This is a genomic window from Shewanella sp. T24-MNA-CIBAN-0130, from assembly GCF_040310185.1.
Classification (GTDB): domain Bacteria; phylum Pseudomonadota; class Gammaproteobacteria; order Enterobacterales; family Shewanellaceae; genus Shewanella; species Shewanella psychromarinicola.
Window position 1 is genome coordinate 1 of the sequence record NZ_JBEOPP010000008.1, and the last position, 19,604, is coordinate 19,604.

The 19,604-nt window shown below is 41.1% G+C and carries 14 protein-coding genes and 1 pseudogene; 7 read left to right on the forward strand and 8 right to left on the reverse strand.

Features of this window, described 5'->3' with window-relative positions; genetic code table 11:
• Window positions 1-76: 76 nt before the first annotated feature.
• A pseudogene (locus AAEZ02_RS04895) lies at window positions 77-367 on the forward strand (HD-GYP domain-containing protein); the annotation flags it as partial.
• A gap of 174 nt (window positions 368-541) precedes the next feature.
• Window positions 542-679, forward strand: a complete 138-nt coding sequence (locus tag AAEZ02_RS04900) for a hypothetical protein (RefSeq protein ID WP_164839490.1) — start codon at window positions 542-544, stop codon at window positions 677-679.
• Between the two features lie 676 nt (window positions 680-1,355).
• On the opposite strand, the gene AAEZ02_RS04905 is transcribed toward AAEZ02_RS04900, so the two are convergent.
• A complete protein-coding gene (locus tag AAEZ02_RS04905) occupies window positions 1,356-2,648 on the reverse strand; it encodes an MFS transporter (RefSeq protein WP_351122147.1) in 1,293 nt (430 codons plus the stop codon).
• Window positions 2,649-3,224: 576 nt separating this feature from the next.
• Complete coding sequence (locus tag AAEZ02_RS04910; RefSeq protein WP_351122150.1) at window positions 3,225-3,677, reverse strand: hypothetical protein; 453 nt, start codon at window positions 3,675-3,677, stop codon at window positions 3,225-3,227.
• A gap of 374 nt (window positions 3,678-4,051) precedes the next feature.
• Between AAEZ02_RS04910 and AAEZ02_RS04915 the strand changes: the two genes are divergently transcribed.
• The gene (locus AAEZ02_RS04915; RefSeq protein ID WP_124011588.1) at window positions 4,052-5,050 is read left to right on the forward strand and encodes an NAD(P)H-hydrate dehydratase; all 999 of its coding nucleotides are present in this window, start codon (window positions 4,052-4,054) and stop codon (window positions 5,048-5,050) included.
• Window positions 5,051-5,518: 468 nt separating this feature from the next.
• Here the strand turns inward: AAEZ02_RS04915 and AAEZ02_RS04920 are convergent, their stop codons facing one another.
• Window positions 5,519-5,836: a chaperone modulator CbpM gene (locus AAEZ02_RS04920; RefSeq protein ID WP_101031846.1), complete on the reverse strand. Its 318-nt coding sequence runs from the start codon at window positions 5,834-5,836 to the stop codon at window positions 5,519-5,521.
• Window positions 5,837-5,838: 2 nt separating this feature from the next.
• Entirely contained in the window at window positions 5,839-6,810 is a 972-nt protein-coding gene (locus AAEZ02_RS04925) for a DnaJ C-terminal domain-containing protein (protein WP_124011589.1), read from the reverse strand.
• Between the two features lie 1,179 nt (window positions 6,811-7,989).
• Between AAEZ02_RS04925 and AAEZ02_RS04930 the strand changes: the two genes are divergently transcribed.
• Together AAEZ02_RS04930 and AAEZ02_RS04935 are read left to right on the forward strand one after the other, a co-directional pair.
• Window positions 7,990-9,549 carry an arylsulfatase gene (locus tag AAEZ02_RS04930; RefSeq protein WP_124011590.1) on the forward strand — a complete coding sequence of 520 codons (1,560 nt, stop codon included), beginning with the start codon at window positions 7,990-7,992 and terminating at the stop codon, window positions 9,547-9,549.
• Window positions 9,550-9,783: 234 nt separating this feature from the next.
• Complete coding sequence (locus AAEZ02_RS04935; protein WP_124011591.1) at window positions 9,784-11,928, forward strand: tetratricopeptide repeat protein; 2,145 nt, start codon at window positions 9,784-9,786, stop codon at window positions 11,926-11,928.
• A 596-nt stretch (window positions 11,929-12,524) separates the two neighbouring features.
• On the opposite strand, the gene AAEZ02_RS04940 is transcribed toward AAEZ02_RS04935, so the two are convergent.
• A complete protein-coding gene (locus AAEZ02_RS04940) occupies window positions 12,525-12,974 on the reverse strand; it encodes a host attachment protein (RefSeq protein ID WP_124011592.1) in 450 nt (149 codons plus the stop codon).
• Window positions 12,975-13,815: 841 nt separating this feature from the next.
• Here AAEZ02_RS04940 and AAEZ02_RS04945 point away from each other — a divergent pair.
• Together AAEZ02_RS04945 and AAEZ02_RS04950 are read left to right on the forward strand one after the other, a co-directional pair.
• Window positions 13,816-15,693: a DUF294 nucleotidyltransferase-like domain-containing protein gene (locus AAEZ02_RS04945; protein WP_124011593.1), complete on the forward strand. Its 1,878-nt coding sequence runs from the start codon at window positions 13,816-13,818 to the stop codon at window positions 15,691-15,693.
• 10 nt (window positions 15,694-15,703) lie between these two features.
• Entirely contained in the window at window positions 15,704-16,420 is a 717-nt protein-coding gene (locus AAEZ02_RS04950; RefSeq protein ID WP_124011594.1) for a 3'-5' exonuclease, read from the forward strand.
• 83 nt (window positions 16,421-16,503) lie between these two features.
• Here the strand turns inward: AAEZ02_RS04950 and AAEZ02_RS04955 are convergent, their stop codons facing one another.
• The 3 genes from AAEZ02_RS04955 to AAEZ02_RS04965 form a co-directional block, all read right to left on the reverse strand.
• A complete protein-coding gene (locus AAEZ02_RS04955) occupies window positions 16,504-18,084 on the reverse strand; it encodes a BCCT family transporter (RefSeq protein WP_124011595.1) in 1,581 nt (526 codons plus the stop codon).
• Between the two features lie 676 nt (window positions 18,085-18,760).
• Entirely contained in the window at window positions 18,761-19,060 is a 300-nt protein-coding gene (locus AAEZ02_RS04960) for a bestrophin-like domain (protein WP_124011597.1), read from the reverse strand.
• Entirely contained in the window at window positions 19,060-19,371 is a 312-nt protein-coding gene (locus AAEZ02_RS04965; protein WP_351122153.1) for a hypothetical protein, read from the reverse strand. Before AAEZ02_RS04965 ends, AAEZ02_RS04960 begins: the two co-directional genes overlap by 1 nt.
• Window positions 19,372-19,604 lie beyond the last annotated feature (233 nt).

Sequence of the window (19,604 nt, forward strand, 5' to 3'; positions counted from 1 at the left end):
AATACCTAACAGATTGTTAAATTTGGCAATCATTCACACGCCAATACATTCTTACTGAGCCAACTGCATAGGCATGTTAGATAAAGACCTAGTCGATCAATTTATACGTTGTATGGGGGTTTACCCTGTCGGCTCAGTGGTTCAACTTGAGTCGAATAGACTTGCTATTGTTGAAAGTCATAATCCTAAAGACCCAATCCGCCCGCTTGTGAAACCGTTTTATCATTTAAAACCGGATCATTTCGAAGTCGGGCAAAAGATTGATTTGGCAACAGTGACTGACGACTTAATCGTAAAATGTGTTCGCGCCGATGATTTTAACCTAAACATGGAACAAATTATTCAATATTTAGCCCACGAAGGCTAGCCAGTAAACGTTGCAGGCTTTACCTGTCGCAGTTAATTGAACTATGGGGTTTAAACGCTCTCGTACTTCAAGCTCATCAATCACGAAGTGCGCTTTACCATCAGTGTGAAACTACCAATGCTCACGATGTACCTGGGCAAAATGTTTGGCAAGAAAATGGCTATTGGGTAAATTGTGCACCACAAACTGCGACTAAATTCAGTGTATACATTGCATCCTTACGCTGCAGCATTACCTTTACAAATCGCGGTATGCTCACAAGCCTCTGAAGATAAATCAACCCAAACCACCTATGTCACCGAACATCACTAAAGCTTTAGTCTATTTTGCCTAAAGAGGCATACTTACTCATTTTTAAGCTATAACGGGGGTTTCAAGACAGTTGTCGCCTAAAGGTTTAATAAGCCAATAACACAGCAATGCACAGACAATATATAAGGCTAAAGCTGATGCTAAATATAAAATGAATAGATCAATTCATTGGTTAGATGTAACCACGTCGGAGTGCGGATTATATGGGCATTGACGTAACCTGTCGGGGTTAATAATCCACTCCATGACACTAAAACACACACCAACCACCATAATTGCTAACGGGCAGTTAACGACAAATAAGGGCTTAAATCCGGTGAATAATAGTAAGCATAATTCAATAATGAGCTCACTAACAGGCAGCTTAAATATCGATGTAGATGGGTGGTTAATGCGCGCCAAATAACGTCACTTGTAACAAACTCATGCCTGCGAAAAATAAAACAAATAGAACACACTCAATGACAGGTTTTCGATATGGTGACTTTCCTATGGCGCCATATACTTTAAGGCGCAGCGTAATATCACTAATAGCACGACCAAAGATAATAAATTGTACCAATGGCAGCTTATTCGCTCAAGCCACTGTTGCCACTACCCCCCTTGGTTTACTAATTAAAAAGTGTTTGAATGGCACTGCCAATAACAAAAAAGATGAAACACCAGCGCCATAAAGTTAACGAATCAACGTCTGTTCAGCTTTCATCTCTTCTCTAGTTCTTAAAAACGGTATGAGTATTAAAGGTAATATAACAATTACTGATTCTATAAAGAACATATTAGCATAGCCCATATGTTCTGAGACAATCCCCTGCCAATAGTTAGATACCATAATGGCTAGGTTTCCAAAGGCCATATAAACTGTAAATTGGGTTGCCGCTACCATAGGATTGGTTGCACCCATAAAATAAGCTATCGATACGGCAAAGCCCATACCAAAGATAAATCCATGCGCTGTAGCAATGGTGTAAAACTCATAAGTATGAATATCTTCTAAGCCAGCCATATATATTCTTGTACCTAAATATAGTCCGGGAAATATCAGTAGGAAATAGAAAGTAAACAACATCTTTCGCAAGCCAAAGATATCAGCCAAATATCCGCCGATGACACACCCAATGCCCGCAAAAATGGTATTGAGTAATGTTACCTGAGAAATTTCATTATTGCTAAGGCCTAGATCGACTTGAATAGTCTGCAAGGAAGCATAAGCCAAAGCCATGGTGCCAGTAGGAAGAAAAGCAAACAATAAGGCTAGGATCGGTATTCTACCCGAAAGCCAAAAACTATCGAAGACGGCTTTAATGAAGTAGATAAAACTAACGTATAATTCATGAAGAACTGATTTTTCTGTGACTATTTTTGCTTTTTGTATATGTAGATCTTTTACAAAAAACAAAATAAACAATAAATTCAGAAATAATAGTACGCTAATGACCATAAGAGCAACATCAAAACCCCAATAGCCATAGATGAAAATCGCACCACTACCACCAATCGCAATACCTAAATACTGGCCACTGAACATAATACCACTGGCTCGGCCCCGCTCATCAGGTTTCAAATTACTTATTGCTAATGCATCAATAGCCACATCCTGTGTGGCGGCAAAGATGTTGTGTAGAATAAATAGACTCACTAGTGCATCGAAATTTTCAACAACATCCAGTAACCCTGAGATCAATAACGTGATCAACATCATTATGGTACAGGCAACAATCCATGCTTTTCTACCGCCATAATGGGTGAACTTGATAATATCGACAAATGGGGCAACCGCCCATTTAAAGGTCCAAGGAAGAAAGAGTGCAGCGGTGAAAATCCCAATTACGTCTAGACCTAAACCAGACTGACGCATAATAGAGACGAGTGCAATACTGGTAAATCCAAATGGGATACCCTCAGAAATATACATCATACCAAAGGAAAACAATCGGCCTTTGGTCGTATTAAATAGATTACCTTGCATAAACATCCTAATTATTTTAATTAAATATATGATGCTGGTGCGGACGTAACACAAACGTCGGTGATATTTAGGTGTGTATATCAATCAATGACTTGTGATGTTTTAATGATTGAAAAATTACTAATAAACAATGTTATGAATACATATTGTAGTCTATTAAATGGCTAATTTTTCTAAAACACAGTGCTTCATTAATGGGTTAAGCCAAAACCGGTGCAGTAACACTTATTAAACGTGTTGGCAGTACGCTAGATTTGAACATTCAGTTTCACATGCTGTTTTAGAAGGTGCGCGGAGCGGAGATAAGCTAGGTAACACCCAAATTACGCACATTAAAGCGCCTACCCATAATGATATAGTCAATCAAATGCACACCATCAGTTGTCGCGTGAGCGGTATTTGTAAAAAGTAGGGTTATTAACCCAAAAGATGGAGAACACTTACCTAAACTTTGCAGAAGATGATGACGACGGCCTGTTAGCGTTTACAGGGGAAAACAGCCCAACTTACTATCTCAATAAAATATTGATTCCGACAATCAGACAAACCCTAGCTAACAGCAATCAATAAACGTGGTTAGCCTAACCATTGCTTAAACTGGTCCCAAATACCTAATGACGTGTCAGAAAATAAATCGATACCTAATGCTGACTTGATAATATAAAGCACCAGTAAACCAAGTAGCATCGAGGCAAATATAACTGTAAAAACTAACATTACCATGATCGCTAACGAGGCATTTTTTTCACGACGTGTGTAAGCACGTTTATTTCGTCCCAGTAGAAATACATAATAAAAACGCCACTTTATAAACGGAAATTTAAATGTTCCCCGATTATCAATAAAGTGGCTGCCCCATGTATTTGGACCTAACGCGCCTTTAATACCCTCGAGTTGTTCATCAGTATAAGATTGAACCAGTTGTGCTGGTAACCTCCCGAGTAACTTAGCGATTAAAGGATCTTGTCTAATATCCTTTTTATTGGGAGCCAGAGGGTCATCTTGCTCACTCGCTTGCCGCTGTGTCATACATGAGTCTCATATTGTTGCGATAGACTTAATCATAATCCCGTTAACGGTAAATGATGCGTTATTATCATTAGTTTAGTTATCAATGCCATTGATCTACGGCAGACCGCTAAGTCGAGAAAGCGTTGGTCATCACCAGTAAAATACATAAAGATGATCCCTGTGCCCTATCAACTCTCGTCATTCATTTCCCTTAACATTATGCCTAAACCCATGCGGTATAATCGATACAATATTGCCCACGGTACATTCAAGCTTAACGGGTTAATCACAGAGTAAAAAATATCATAATATTTCTGCATTAGGTGCCATTAAGCATTTTCTGTTTGTGCTACTTTATTGTATGAATATTTAATATTAAACAGCGAAGACCAATGAATACACTAACGCTCGAATATATCAATAGTATATTGCCGCCAAGGCCAGATGACAGTCATAAGATGACCTTTGGCCAGGTGCTGAATATTGCCGGTTCGATACATTATCGAGGGGCGGCATATCTTTCTAGTTTATCAGCGCTGCGGGTTGGTGCAGGTTACGTCACATTAGCCAGTAGCCCATCGGTCTGTGACAGTGTGAGCGCGCAAACCCCAAATGTAGTTACCTTGCCGCTACCACCTCGTCAAGCACAGCAAGCTATTGACATAAAACATATAAATACACAATCCATAGCCCCCCAAGCTGTTTTACAACTTCGGGATAAACTCGCACAAGCCAGTGTAATTTCAATAGGCAGTGGATTGAGCATTAGCCAAAGTACAGATCAATTGAACCGTTACCCTAACCCTATAAATGGCTTAATAGTCCCTGATGGTAATAGTGAATTTTTTTATGCCCTGCTAACAGAAATCCAAGCGAATACTCATCCGGTGATATTCGATGCGGATGCACTGAACTTTATGAGTCATTTACTTCACCATCCTACAAGCACCGCGCAAAAACCGATTAGTTTCACCAAAAATAGCATTATTACCCCACATCCAAAAGAGCTCTCACGGTTATTAAATGTAGATGTCAACATGATTCAAGCGCAACGGGTTCATTTTGCTAGCTTAGCGGCTAAACAATTAAATACGATCGTGGTGCTTAAAGGTAAGCACACCGTCATAAGCGATGGGGAGCACATTTTCATTAATCCTACTGGCAACAGCGCGCTAGCCAAAGCCGGTACTGGAGATGTCTTGACCGGTATGATTGCAGGATTTTGCGCCCAAGGCGTCAGCCCACTTAACGCTGCGTGCCTAGGGGTATATTTGCATGGTTTAGCAGGAGAGTTAGCCGCAAATGAATTAAGCCAATATGGGGTGCTTGCCAGTGATCTACTCGAGTACATACCTAAAGCCATCTTGCGAGTATTAAATGCCGGTCATTAAGGTTAATACGCCAATAACACACAATGGTTGTGTGTCTTAACAATAGCGAGCTTATGTGGGATGGGGAGTAAGCCGCAATTTACCCTGTTAACGTGACTCTGGGGTTGAATATAAAACGCTGATGCTAATCAACGTAATCGCAGTCAAATTAGGTTATTGATTGGCGGAAGGTTTATACGTATTAACCCGTTTTAATTAATTACTAACCTAGATATGTACTTGTTACCTTGCTGCAACCTCCGGATTAAGAGTCGCTTTATCTAAAATATTAGGATGATGAGCGAAAGACAGCAACCATAGTCAGCAACACTAGCCAGCAACCATGCCATCCATTTTTTAATCAATATCATAGCCTCTTTCAGCATTTATTGCGTGACTCAATCCTTACAGAAAGATCCGAAAATACGAATAGCACTGAGGATCGACTTGTGTTTTTTGTTAACACACCGACAGATAATCGACTTGTACCTATGATTTAAATCGACTAAGTTGCTGTTTGAGCCTATAGACTTCATGCTCCAATTGTTCTCTTTCATCGAGTAATTGCAAAATTAAGCCAATGCCCCCCCAATCCAGTGCAAGATCACGTTGAATTCGAGTGGCTTTTTTAACTTGATGTAAATTTTCCACGCTAAATTGCCATTGTTCTATCACCTCGCCTTGCAGTGGAATGGCTATACTATGCTCTACGAGCTCAAGTAATAATGTCGAGCTAATATCGCTGCATTCACACAGTTCATCGCTACTCAACCAACAATCTTGTTCGTTTATATTAATCTGCAGCATGGTTATTTACTCCAACTGGCACGAGGGTCGAATGTATTTTTTTCGGCTAGCTCAGTCCACAATGGCTTGCTTGTCTCATCTGGTGATGTCGGAACCACAATTTTAAGCACCGCAAATAAATCGCCCTGCACTTTTTTACTGAGTAAACCTTTGCCTTTTATGCGTAATCGCTGTCCTGACTGACTATTGGCGGGGATACTGAGTTGAATATTACCCGTTAACGTGGGCAATTTAAGCTTGGTACCCAACACGGCTTCCCAAGGTGCAATAGGCACAACAATACTCAAGTTTCGACCATCAACATCAAATAAAGGATGCGGCGCAAAACGAATTTGTAAATACAAATCGCCATTATCGGCTTTGGTCGGTCCCGGTCCACCTTGCCCTTTAAGGCGAATACGTTCGCCATTAATAACCCCGGCAGGAATTTTAACTTTTAGAGATTTGGGCTGATCAACAACATGACCTTGGGGATCACGTTGCTGTAAGGTAAACGCTACAGGCTTAAGAGTGTCGACCAAGGTTTCTTCAAGGAACATCGGGAACTCAATTTCGATATCTTGGCCTTTTGGCTGCTGAGCTTGGTGACTTCTTTGTTGCCCGCTATGCTCAAAGCCTGAATGCCTTCCACCAAACATTGAATTAAAAAAGTCCGCAAATTCTTGATCAGTTTGTGGATCACTTTGCTGTTGGCCCCAATCTTGACCTGCACCATTTGCACCACCTTGATTAGCATAGCGATGTTGGGTTCTATTTAGGTGATGATGGCGCAACTCGTCATATTCGGCACGCTTTTTAGTATTGTGTAATACCTCATAGGCTTCACTAATTTCTTTGAATTTTGCTTCTGCTTCAGGATGTTTGCTCACATCAGGATGGTACTGCACCGCGAGTTTTTTATACGTTTTTTTTATTACTTTATCATCCGCATCAGGTTCTACCCCTAATACAGTGTAATAGTCTTTAAAATTCATTTTATCCCCTAACAAAAAACAAGTTTGCAACGGATCATCAGACGGCTTGGAACTAATCAACATTAATAAGTTTAGGCCCAGAGAGAAAGAACACGCTTGATCTTGATCAACTCTATTACAATATCTCTAGTTTAGCTAATAAGCATCAAGTGATGACAAAAATAACTGTTAACTGAAAAGATATTGCATATTAAAGATCATATACAACTAATTATATTAATAATAAATTACCGCCGCCCTTGGCATTAATAGTCTAGGCGCTCACCTTCAATATCAAGCTTATTCAGTAAAGAAAACGGCAAACAATGCAGTTACAGCAATTAATGCCACCCTTTTTGTCATCACGGTTAAAGATATCAAGCGAGTAAGTAAAGATAAGCTTAAGGAACTGAGATCTGTCAGTCTAGTCGGATCAGGTAAAGGGTTCAGGTTATCTTCGCTACTAAATATTATAAGGTAAAAACAGATATGGAAAAATCACCTGTCTTGTTAATCAACTAAACAAGGCGAGTTAACACTAGCTTGGTTTTTAGTCTAAGCCCGATAATAGAACGCCCTATATTGTCGATTTTTTACATTGCTTTTATTTTTCAAATTCCTCGCAAGAAACGAATAATACAATAACATCTGCTTAAACAATCCTGACACAAGGGGCTTGCACAACCCACTATGCCGACGTTGCTGATTAATTGGTATTAAGAGGCTGGAATGATAACAATAGCATTCTAACGCATTGCAATGAATTACAAGGTGTTAAACAGTCACCAAGCCTCATCATTATTGTACCCTTCCAGCGCTAGGCGTATCGGCTTAGGAGCAGTGATACCAATGCGCATATCTATTTGAGCAATCTAGAGGGTTAACATAAACGATAACGTCCTTGTTTTCATTCGTAATAGCCAGCTATTAGTTAATAAAATACCAAGCTGTCACTTATTATTTTGTGCAACTTTAGGCCATTTATTGATGCGAATTGGTATTAAATGCCTCCTTAACTGCCGGTGTAAATACAACATAAAAATTTATCAAAAATAAAGATTTTTGATAAAAAATATCTGCAAATAAAAAAACATAACCTAAACTTGAATTGTTTTATTTTGAAAACACATGGTTAATCAACATTATTAACTAACATTGGAAGTTTAAAACCGAATAAATAACAATCGGTTGGAGGTTGGGATGATCCATTCACGCAACAACAAAATTAAAAGGTTGGGTCTAATCCTCGCCGCTTCGTTGGGGTGCGCTGCAGTAAACTTGAGCGCAGCCGAAAAACCTAATATTTTAGTTATTTGGGGGGATGATATTGGCCAATCTAATATCAGTGCCTATACCTTTGGGTTAATGGGATACAAAACCCCGAATATCGACAGCATCGCCAAAGAAGGCATGATGTTTACCGATTATTATGCTGAACAATCATGCACCGCCGGACGTTCAACATTTATTACCGGGCAAAGTGTACTGCGTACTGGGTTAAGTAAAGTAGGATTACCCGGAGCCGATCTTGGATTACAAGCTGAAGATGCCACTATTGCTGAGATCCTCAAACCTATGGGTTATGCAACGGGTCAGTTTGGTAAAAATCATTTGGGTGATAAAGATGAATTTTTACCCACCGCACATGGTTTTGATGAATTTTTAGGTAACTTATACCATTTAAATGCCGAAGAAGAGCCTGAAAATATTGATTACCCTAAAGATCCGGCATTCCGTAAAAAATTTGGCCCTCGTGGTGTCATTAAATCCTTTGCTGATGGAAAAATCGAAGATACCGGCCCGCTAACGAAAAAAAGGATGGAAACCATAGATGATGAAACCGTGGCCGCGGCGATGGACTTTATGGAACGTACTGTAAAAACCGAAAAACCATTCTTTGTCTGGTGGAATGGTACCCGTATGCATTTTCGAACTCATATTAAACCTGAATTACAAGGTAGCTCGAATGTAAGTAATTATGCCGACGGAATGATTGAACATGATAAACACGTCGGCCAGCTATTGAAAAAAGTCGATGACCTGGGTATCAAAGATAACACCATTGTTTTTTACTCTACCGATAATGGCCCGCACATGAATACCTGGCCGGATGCCGGTTTAACACCTTTTAGAAGTGAGAAAAACACCAACTGGGAAGGCGCCTACCGTGTTCCAGCCATGGTGAGATGGCCTGGTAAGATCGAAGCAAGTTCAGTTTCGAACCAGATTATGCACCACATGGATTGGTTGCCGACCTTCGCAGCGATTGCTGGCGAAGACAAGGTGAAAGAAAAATTACTCAAAGGCTATAAAGCTAACGGTAAAACATTCAAAAATCATCTTGATGGTTATAACTTCTTGCCTTACCTGCTGGGTGAAGAAGACAAAGGCCGCCGTAAAGAGATCTTCTATTTCACCGATGATGGTGCTTTAGCCGCGCTGCGTTACAACAATTGGAAAGCCGTATTTTTGGAGCAAAGAGCTACCGGGACACTGCAGATTTGGGCAGAACCTTTTGTTGAATTGCGTGTGCCAAAATTATTCAATTTACGTATGGATCCCTATGAAACTGCAGATCTGACTTCTAATACCTACTATGACTGGGTGTTAGATCATGTTTATATGTTTGTCCCTGCACAGGCTTATGTCGGTGAATATCTTGCCACTTTTAAAGATTTTCCGCCTCGTCAAAAAGCCGCGAGTTTCAGCTTAGATCAGGTAATGGAAAAACTTCAACAGGGAGCCGGGAGTAGTCAGTAAATCCTCATCGAGGGTGCCTCAGCACCCTCTTTTTCACCCACGCCTAAGCTAATATCTGACTCACTACATTACCGGATCCAGACCCTAATACGATGAAATTTATACTATTTTCGGCACAAAGTCGATTTACTTCACGATTGATTAAACAAATTGCCGCTTTTTTTATTTATGATCATACAGTTACTGCTAATATTATTGAAAGTATTATGCTAATAATATTAAAATGAGGCAAAAATGGTTTTAAGAATAACACTCCTTGGACTGCTTTTTCTGTTTACACCCCAGCTCGTTGCCGCAGAGCAATATATCGGCAATAAAAGTTGTATCGATTGCCATCAAACTGAAGTGTCCAACTGGCAACAATCCCACCATGCAAAGGCAATGTTAGCCGCAACGGATGAAACGGTATTAGGTAACTTTAATAATGTAAAGTTTGAATCAGAAAATGCTTGGACTGTTTTTAACCGAGATGAGCAAGGATTTTATATACAAACAGGTAATAAAGGTGAAGACGGTAAACGTTATGCCGTGCCTTATGTATTTGGTTTTTATCCACTGCAACAGATATTAGTCGACATAGGCTCAGGTAAACTTCAGGCTTATACCGTCACTTGGGATTCGCGTTCATTGGCAGACGGCGGGCAGCGCTGGTATAACCTTTACAGTGACACACATATTCCGGATACGCCATTTGATTGGCAAGGCCAGTTTAATAATTGGAATACGCGCTGCGCCGAGTGTCATTCCACGGACTTAACACGGGGCTATGACGTTAACACCGACAGTTACAATACGACTTGGAGCGAAATCAATGTCAGCTGTGAAGCTTGTCATGGCCCAGCTTCACAACATCTTGCGTTAAAAAAATCTAAAAAAAATGCCGTCAATTCGGGGTTTGAAAAGCCACTGCAGAAACACAATGACTGGGTCTTTGCCGACGGTAAAACCACAGCGGTACGCTTGCAAAAAACCGACATTTCCTTAGACCACGGTCAAATGGATCAATGTGCGGCCTGTCACAGTCGGCGGGTAGCATTAACCGATGGTGCAGGGGTCGGGAATTTCAGCCAACACTATATTCCGCGCCTTGCCGTAACCGATCTTTATCATGTCGATGGGCAAATTCTCGATGAGGTCTATGTCTATGGTTCATTTAGTCAAAGTAAAATGGCCAGTGCCGGTGTTGTCTGCAGTAATTGTCATGAAGCCCATAGCGGAAAAATATTAAGCCAAGATAACACGCTCTGTTTACAGTGCCATTTACCCGCCGCTTTTGCGACACCCGAGCATACGTTACATGCTCAGGATTCCAAGGGCTCGCTCTGCATAGACTGCCATATGCCTACCAAACGATATATGGGCGTAGATGACAGACGTGACCACGCCTATCGCGTACCAAATCCTTGGGTGAACGAAATATTAGGCACCCCGGATGTTTGCCTAGGTTGTCATCAGGATAAGGATCCGCACTGGTCTCAAGCACAGCTACAGGATAAAAAAGGTCAGATTTTTGCAGATTTTTCAGATATCGGCCCCGCAATTTTGCTTAATCAGCAGGATCCGCACAAAGGACAAGCATTAATCGCTAAGCTGGTGGCAGATGAAAATCAGCCAGCCATGCGCCGTGCTGTCCTGTTAGGTTATCTGGATCTGCAGCAAACCGCTAACCTAGAGGTATTGAATAATGCGGCAAACGACCGGCAGAGTCTGGTTAAACTCGGCGTGATCCGTGCACTTGAATCTGCTCCCTACCCGATGCAGCTGCAGATCGGTTTTGGTCTGTTATATGATGAACACAAAAATGTCCGTTTACAGGCGATTAGATTATTAGCCCCGGCTTTGAGACAGAGTGTACCGGAAAAGGCGCAAAAACAGCTGCAAGAGGCCCTGATGGAAGCGGTAGTCACTTACCAGCAGCAGCCGGATCTGTTATCTGCACAACTAGCCCTAGCAGATCTAGCTTACAAAATTGGCGAGCTGCAGCAAGCACAAATCCAGTACCTTAATGCGCTTACATTACAACCGAGTTTTCTGCCCGCCAAATTGAATCTGGCCAGTATCTACCGTGAGACAAACCAGCTTGAAAAAGCCAAAGCCTTGTTACAGCAAATTTTAGCGTTTGAAGAAAACCATGCCATGGCATTACATAATTTAGGGCTAATCTTTGTTATCGAAAAACAATGGCCGCAGGCGCTGGATGCGTTGCAACGAGCAACACAAATCGAACCTGCCAACCTGAGATTTGCCTTTGTGTATATTTTGGGATTAGAAGCAAGCGGGAAAGTCGATGAAGCACTTAGCGAAGTGAATAAACTGCAGATAAAAACGCCCAACGATCCCGCATTGCAAGCGCTGAGCAAAAGGCTCAAGGAATATTAAGCCGTTAGCCATGTTCAGGCGTTAATTACCGACAAACGGCAGTCATACCTTTGGCTGTTCACCTTGTATGGCTGAGTGAATTTGGCGTTGAATTGGGTGTGATGTGTTTTGTGCTGCAGTCGGCGTCATCTTTGGTTACTTCCCTGCCCGTAAGGCCGCGCAACTAGACTCGATAGAAACCTTGCGTCATGAATAGACTGGTTGATGATCGCTGCTTTTTTCAACGAAATGAACAGAGGCTTTATGTTGTTTTTGTGGACTTATTTAGTAGATGTACTCCATGCTTGAAGCGTCCATTTTAGGTATCATGCATTGCTTATGTGCATCTTTTTTATGTCTACTATAGCAACTGGTATGGATACCCCCATCTAATAACAAATAATTCTCCTTTCGGGAAATATGAGACCCAGGCTTTAGCTGCAACTAAAGCTTTTTTTGTCGTCGTTCGATTCAGTGCAGGCAACTCTACAAACAAACCGATACCAACAACAAACGCGACAAAGGACTGTAAGCATTACCCTCGAATAGTCTACTGGGTCTTGTTAAATTTTGTTGCCTCCACTGTATATGGATTAATAAAATATGCTTAGGCCGCATTATGACGTTAAATGTGGAAGAATAGTGGGCAGATGACCTCGAATCGTGGCAATGTCCTGCTTAACTATGTCTTTGTCTATTTCTAGGGTAATAAGCTTAGCGACGTTGTCGCTCATTACCTTGCGTAAGTTACCAAGGAACTGAGGTTCAGCAACCACGATCAATTGGCTAAATTTTTGCGCATTATATTCAGCCTCAAGGTATCTACATATATCTCTAGCAAATTCTACCGCCTCATACTCTTTGGGCTCTGTTTTACCTCCCACAGCATGGTGACTAAACGTTGCACCACCAGCCTGACGTCCTGGTAGATCAGAGGTTAGCTTCTGTTCATGTTGTCTTGATTCGGGGTGGATCATGCTCTTAATCTCATTTAATGCAGATTTTGCTGTTTCGGCGTTAAATAGACGTGCATGAGCGCTATCTGCGACTAAAATCCAACTGCTCATGATTTATCTCCCATTAAGTTCATCATTAAGTTCATCATTAATAGATTGTCTTATTAAAAATAAGACAATCGAGTCACTTAATTATAGACAATATTCTTGTTAATTCTTTGGAATCGATTGCTATTATCTTGTATCTTTGAATTAACGTCTTTCTCAGCAGTAAAGTTTGCTGGTGCATATTTTGCCTATCTTTCAAAGACCACTACGGTGCACAAAATCCGTTGCAGCACTTGTTCGCTATCCTTTTTACGGTAGAACTCCATCTTAAAACCCTGCTGTTCAGTTTCTGATACCGTACAAATACACTGATATTGTTTGTCTCAATTAACGTGTAGATTAACGTGTAGGTAAATTTTTGTGAACAATCGTGTTTACGGTTCTCCAATACCTCCGCATTATCGGGTTATCATCACAGTAGGTTAGTTTACATAAATGGGAGATCTATCAAGATTATCATGTCATATATGAACAATTTACTTATCACCGCATAAACATAGCGTTCATTCACCAAGATGGTTGCCAGTAAAAAATTTATCCATTTTTGGCGATGTTCATAGTTAATATATAGGTGTAATTCTCCTGTCATATTATCAGCCCCCCAGAAATGCTTAAGTACAATACGCCAACACAGTGATAGTATGGTGTGTCATTTAAACTGACGATTGTTTATCTTGGTCTAACGATTATTTGTTACTGACAAGCAAATCAAGGTAACTAAAGACGAGACCAACAGTTAAATATTCAGCAAAAATTATGGCTGCTCATATTTTAGCTTTACTCGTATAATATCTAAATCGATATAAACAAAAGCTCCAGTCATCACCAACTAGCAGGCCTATTAATGTCAGCCGAACTACACGAAATTAAAAGCTTTATCGCTCAGTACGCCCCTTTTGATCAGCTTCCAGAACAAGTCATAATCGACATTGCGCAAAGTGTTGAGATTTCTTATTACCGTACCGATAGCATGATTATTAACTTTAATGACAAAATCAGTGAACTGTATATGATCCGCAGCGGGGTAGTAGAGTTATATCGCCGTAAAGGTGAACTGTACAATCGTCTAGATCAGGGACAGTTATTTGGCCAAATGGGCTTACTCACCAATAATAAAGTGCGTTTCCCAGCCAAAGCGGTAAAAGATACCTTGGTATACTGTATTCCAGAATCGGTATTCACTAACTTATGCGAGCTTTATGACGATTTTGCTGATTTTGTTGAAGTGGAAGATACTACCCGTTTAAAACAGGCGGTAAAAGGTAAAAGCGATGATGCTAATGCGCTGACCACTTCCAAAGTGAAAACATTATTGACGAGAGAAGCAGTCGTTATTTCCTGTAATAGCACTATTCAAGCGGCAGCTAAGATAATGGCCGAAGAAAATGTTTCTGCTGCATTAATAAATGATCCTGATATAGAAGACCCGCAGGATAGCAGTTTCGTTGGTATTATTACTGAACATGATCTCTGCGCTAACGTCATTGCAGCTGGGGTAAATGTTGATAATCCTATTTCACAAGTCATGTCGACCAATTTGATTTCACTGGATCATAACGCTTATATTTTTGAAGCAATGCTACTCATGCTGCGTTATAACATTCATCATCTACCTATTCTAAAAAATAAAAAGCCCATTGGTCTGATTGAAGTTGCAGATATTATCCGTTACGAATCGCAAAATAGTTTGTTATTTGTAAGCAGTATTTTTCAGCAGAAAAGTAGTGAGGATTTAGTGCTGCTTTCTGCACAGTTAAAAAACTGTTTTGTGCGCATGGTTAACGAAGATGCCAATTCACATATGGTCGGGCGGGCAATGTCTGAAATCGGTCGCAACTTTAAACAGCGTTTATTAGAACTTGCCGAAGAGATGTTCGGCCCCCCGCCGGTTCCCTACTGCTTTTTAGCATTGGGCTCTATGGCTCGTGATGAGCAACTGATGGTAACCGATCAAGATAATGCCATAATCCTTGATAATAGCTATCAAGTCGCGTTGCATGGTGCCTATTTTGAAAAGCTAGCCAATTTTGTTTGTGATGGTTTGGCTGCCTGCGGTTACAGTTACTGCACTGGTGATATTATGGCAAGCAACCCTGAGTTTCGCAAAACACGATCTCAGTGGGAAGATTGTTTCGGTGATTGGATAGATAATCCAAACCCTCAAGCTTTATTAAACTGCTCTATTTTCTTTGATCTTACGGGTGTCTATGGCCGAGTAAAATGGGCTGAGCAATTAAATGCATTTATCCTTCGCAAGACCAAGAAAAACAACCGATTTTTAGCCTGTTTGGCGCACAATGCCCTTAATCGTAAACCCCCTCTGGGATTTTTTAAAGATTTTGTGATGGAAAAAGATGGCCGCCATAATAACGCTATTAATTTAAAACGTCGTGGTACTGCACCATTGGCGGATCTGATCCGAGTGCATGCCTTGGCGATCGGCTCACAATCGCAAAACTCATTTCAACGCTTAGATGATATTATCGAAGCAGGTATTTTGCCTAAATCAAAGGGCGAAGATTTACAACATGCAATGGAGCTTATCTCTTTGGTACGATTGCGTCATCAGTCATCCGATATAGAGTCTGGGATTGAGCCTGATAATAATATTGAACCGGAAAGTATGTCTGATTTTGAAAGACGCAATCTTAAAGATGCTTTTTTAGTATTAAGCAATGCACAAAACTTTTTAAAATATCGCTATACTTCAAACAAACTTTAAAGGTTAACTCATGAACAATTTCAGTAACCAGGAGATTTTAAACTGGGCAGCCTTGCTAAAATTAAAAGCTAAAAACAGTAAAGATCCACGCTTGGTTGATTTTTATAATACCGGTACCTATAGCAATGAAACGCCGTTAAATGATATTGATTTTGTCGCGCTTGATTTTGAAACGACAGGCTTAGATTCACAGCAAAACGGCATCATTAGCATTGGTTTGGTACCCTTTAATTTACAGCGTATTTTTTGCCGCAAAGCAAAAGAATGGTATCTCAATCCACAGGATAAATTACAAGAAAACTCAATTATTATTCATGGTATCACCCACTCGGATTTACAAGATGCACCTGATCTGTTGCGTATTTTAGAGCAGCTTTTAGCTGAACTGGCAGGAAAAGTGGTGGTGGTACATTACCGGCATATTGAGCGTGATTTTCTTGATCACACTTTACGCTTGTTGATTAATGAAGGTATTATCTTTCCGGTTATAGATACCATGCAGATTGAGGCTAATTTGCAACGGGTTAATACGTCGGGCTTGCTTAATTTCTTTAAAAGAAAACGCCCAGAGTCCATTCGTCTTGCTAATAGTCGTGATCGCTACAACTTACCCGCTTACGCGCCTCACGATGCTTTAACCGATGCAATTGCCACCGCAGAATTACTGCAGGCTCAAATTAAATATCATTTTAGTCCCGACACTGCGATTAAAAAATTGTGGTTATAACGTCTCTGTGATGAGAGCACAATAAATACTAGACAAAAAAAAGCCGATGATTCAATCATCGGCTTTTTTGTAGCAAGTAGAAACTAGCTTTTATTATGCTTTTCGGTACGCATACCCATCAACAAACTGACACACATTACCAATAAAATAATGGTAAAGGGTAGCGCCGTCGAAATGGCACCTGCTTGGAGTGCCTCAATCGCCTCAGTACCACCAACCCACAGTAGCACAGCGGCAATAGCGCCCTCGATTGATGCCCAAAAAATACGTTGCGGAACCGGCGCATCAATTTTACCACCGGCAGTAATACTGTCTATGACCAACGACCCTGAATCGGAAGAGGTAATAAAGAAAACCAGTACCAGTAGTACAGCTATCATTGATAAAATATTACCTAATGGCAGCGCATCAAACATCTGGAACATCGCAAGCGGAACGTCCGTTAACCCTTCACTACCTAATATGCCGACTTCATTGACAACTTGGTCAATAGCGACACCACCAAAGACAGACATCCATAAGATAGTCACTGATGTTGGTATAATCAATACTGCGGTAAGAAATTCACGTACCGTACGGCCGCGCGAAATACGAGCAATAAACATACCCACAAATGGAGACCATGAAATCCACCATGCCCAATAGAAGACGGTCCAGCCGTGCATCCAAGCTTCATCTTCACGGCCAATTGGATTACTCAAGGGGATAATATTCTTAACATAACCCATTATGGTGGTGGGAATAGTACCCATAGAAACAGCAGCGGTCACAAGTGCAACAAAAATAACTAAAACAGCAGCAAGTAACATATTGATATTACTAATTACTTTAACACCACCTTCAAGGCCGCGTACCACAGAGACAATCGCCAGCATAGTCACTACCACAATAATAATGATTTGCAAGGAGAGGTCTCCTTCAATGCCAAACACGTGCTGGAAACCACCCGCAGCTTGTTGGGCACCTAAACCTAAGGATGTTGCCAGACCAAATAATGTGGCTATCACAGCTACAATATCAATGATATGTCCCGGCCAACCCCAAGTGCGGTCGCCTAATATCGGATAAAAAGCAGACCGTATGGAAAGTGGTAAGCCTTTGTTGTAAGCAAAGAAAGATAACGATAAGGCAACTACGCCATAAACCGCCCAAGGGTGTAATCCCCAATGGAACATAGTTGCACCCAGTGCAAGTTCTGCTGCTGCCGGGGTATTGGCGACGACATTGAGTGGCGTTTCATACCAGCCAGTGTAATACGCTACGGGCTCAGCTACGCCCCAAAACATCAAACCAATGCCCATACCTGCAGCAAAAAGCATCGCTATCCAGGAAAGTCTTGAATGGTCGGCTTTTGCGCCGTCACCACCTAGGCGAATTTTACCAAAAGGTGAGACAATTAATGCCAGACAGAAGATCACAAAAATATTCATAGACCACATAAAGAGGCCGTCAAATGCACCTATAATCTGCCATTTTATACCATCTAAAAATTCTTTTGATGTTGCCGGGTCGATAATTAAAATAGCAATTAAAAAAGCCGCGATTAAGCCTGCACTCGTTCCAAATACAGGGTTATGTATATCAAAACCCCATTTTTGAATGTTATCTTGCCCGACAGTATAATCGGTATTATCTATACTGTATTTGTCCTTATTTATCTTCATAAATCCTCGATTAGAGCGGCCTTGCCCTGTTAATTTAACAGTCGATTTAACAGTCGATTGAATATTGTGGAAGGATGTTAACAAAATCAGGCGCTAATTTCAGGCTTATTTCAAAATAAAAAATAAACAGGCATCTATATTTCTTATCATTATAAGTGAAGAAAGGGAGCCAAATAAAATTAACCAATCGCTCATATTCACCCATTGCGTCGACAGCAAACAACGCCAGCCAGAGTTTTAACCCTGAATGTCTGGCTAATAAAAATATCCTTCAAAGCATTAAAGGCATTGGTAATATCACCGCGGTATCCATTATGAGTAACTTGTCAGCATTAGGTTAAATCAACAATAATGAAGCCAGCGCACCAAACCTATGTAAGTATAGCTATACCCACTTAAAGTCATCATTTAAAATTTTAAATTCAATAAAGTGTATGAGTCTTTCATTTCAGCATAACGCCTTTGCTTTGGCCCACGCTGACATTCTGAAACGGATTTTATTCGCCGTCGTTAATTAACTGACACCTCTTAACAAACAGAAACACGGCTTGCTAAATACTCTTGGTCACTTTTACAGCGTCTGCACTTTTTCGATGCCACGGTTTCAATAAAGTGACGTGTTCGCTGTGCAAATTGTTAGCTATAGCGGCATGCCCAACGTCATTGGCTATTTATATTATCGACTCATGCTGCGCTGCAGATCGACCATCGACTGCTGCCCTACTGTTATTAACCCGCTTTGAGGGCGATTAAGATCCACAACGAGCGCCACAAGCACTGCAAAAGCCAGTACCAAAGGGATCATTGCCACCAATCTTCGCTTGCCAGTAAGCCCAACCTCAGCACCCATAGCTATCATTGCGAGTGCGATGATGCCTATGAGCGCCATCCAGACACTGCTGGGGATTCGATTGCGCAGCCCAGCGGTCACTCGTTTTTGGTGCATATCGATTATGTCATTGATGGATTGGATCATTAGTGAGGTGTTTGTATTGGGCGATCTTTCGCTGCTGCAGACACCAGTGCCCACAGGTGGTCATGGATCTCAACGGATCCTGCCATGGCCGTGTCTAGTGTGCTGCCACTTGCGGCCTTTAGGCGAATGTCGACATATTCTCGCAACAGGTGTTTCACTTTTATTGCGTATTGCTTATCAAGCAAGTCAGCTCGCAGGTATGCCGTGCCAATTGAATTCGCTTCTTCGAGAACGCTCTGTTTTCTGAGATCGTGCTGATGAGAAGCGATAGAAAATGTGAAGGCGAGGACAAAAGCGAGCATGGCTAACAACCCCCCACCATTGAGCCTAACGAGCTCGGAGCCTCCTTGTCTTGACTCGTTCGCGCATGTGCCCCGAACTGATAGCCCACTTCGTTGAAAACCAACATGAGTATCGAGACACCAACATAGCCGCCAGCGATAGGAAAGGAGTCAAACAGGTTTAGATTCATTTAGTCCCCTGTGTTATTTGTTAGCTAACCAATGTTATGGACTCCCCTGACCAAATGGCACTATGTGCCATA

What these genes read in the sequence shown, in the direction of transcription:
- AAEZ02_RS04905 (WP_351122147.1), bottom strand. Translation starts at nt 2,648, where the DNA reads ATGCAAGGTAATCTATTTAATACGACCAAAGGCCGATTGTTTTCCTTT.
- AAEZ02_RS04910 (WP_351122150.1), bottom strand. Translation starts at nt 3,677, where the DNA reads ATGACACAGCGGCAAGCGAGTGAGCAAGATGACCCTCTGGCTCCCAAT.
- AAEZ02_RS04915 (WP_124011588.1), top strand. Translation starts at nt 4,052, where the DNA reads ATGAATACACTAACGCTCGAATATATCAATAGTATATTGCCGCCAAGG.
- AAEZ02_RS04920 (WP_101031846.1), bottom strand. Translation starts at nt 5,836, where the DNA reads ATGCTGCAGATTAATATAAACGAACAAGATTGTTGGTTGAGTAGCGAT.
- AAEZ02_RS04925 (WP_124011589.1), bottom strand. Translation starts at nt 6,810, where the DNA reads ATGAATTTTAAAGACTATTACACTGTATTAGGGGTAGAACCTGATGCG.
- AAEZ02_RS04930 (WP_124011590.1), top strand. Translation starts at nt 7,990, where the DNA reads ATGATCCATTCACGCAACAACAAAATTAAAAGGTTGGGTCTAATCCTC.
- AAEZ02_RS04935 (WP_124011591.1), top strand. Translation starts at nt 9,784, where the DNA reads ATGGTTTTAAGAATAACACTCCTTGGACTGCTTTTTCTGTTTACACCC.
- AAEZ02_RS04940 (WP_124011592.1), bottom strand. Translation starts at nt 12,974, where the DNA reads ATGAGCAGTTGGATTTTAGTCGCAGATAGCGCTCATGCACGTCTATTT.
- AAEZ02_RS04945 (WP_124011593.1), top strand. Translation starts at nt 13,816, where the DNA reads ATGTCAGCCGAACTACACGAAATTAAAAGCTTTATCGCTCAGTACGCC.
- AAEZ02_RS04950 (WP_124011594.1), top strand. Translation starts at nt 15,704, where the DNA reads ATGAACAATTTCAGTAACCAGGAGATTTTAAACTGGGCAGCCTTGCTA.
- AAEZ02_RS04955 (WP_124011595.1), bottom strand. Translation starts at nt 18,084, where the DNA reads ATGAAGATAAATAAGGACAAATACAGTATAGATAATACCGATTATACT.
- AAEZ02_RS04960 (WP_124011597.1), bottom strand. Translation starts at nt 19,060, where the DNA reads ATGATCCAATCCATCAATGACATAATCGATATGCACCAAAAACGAGTG.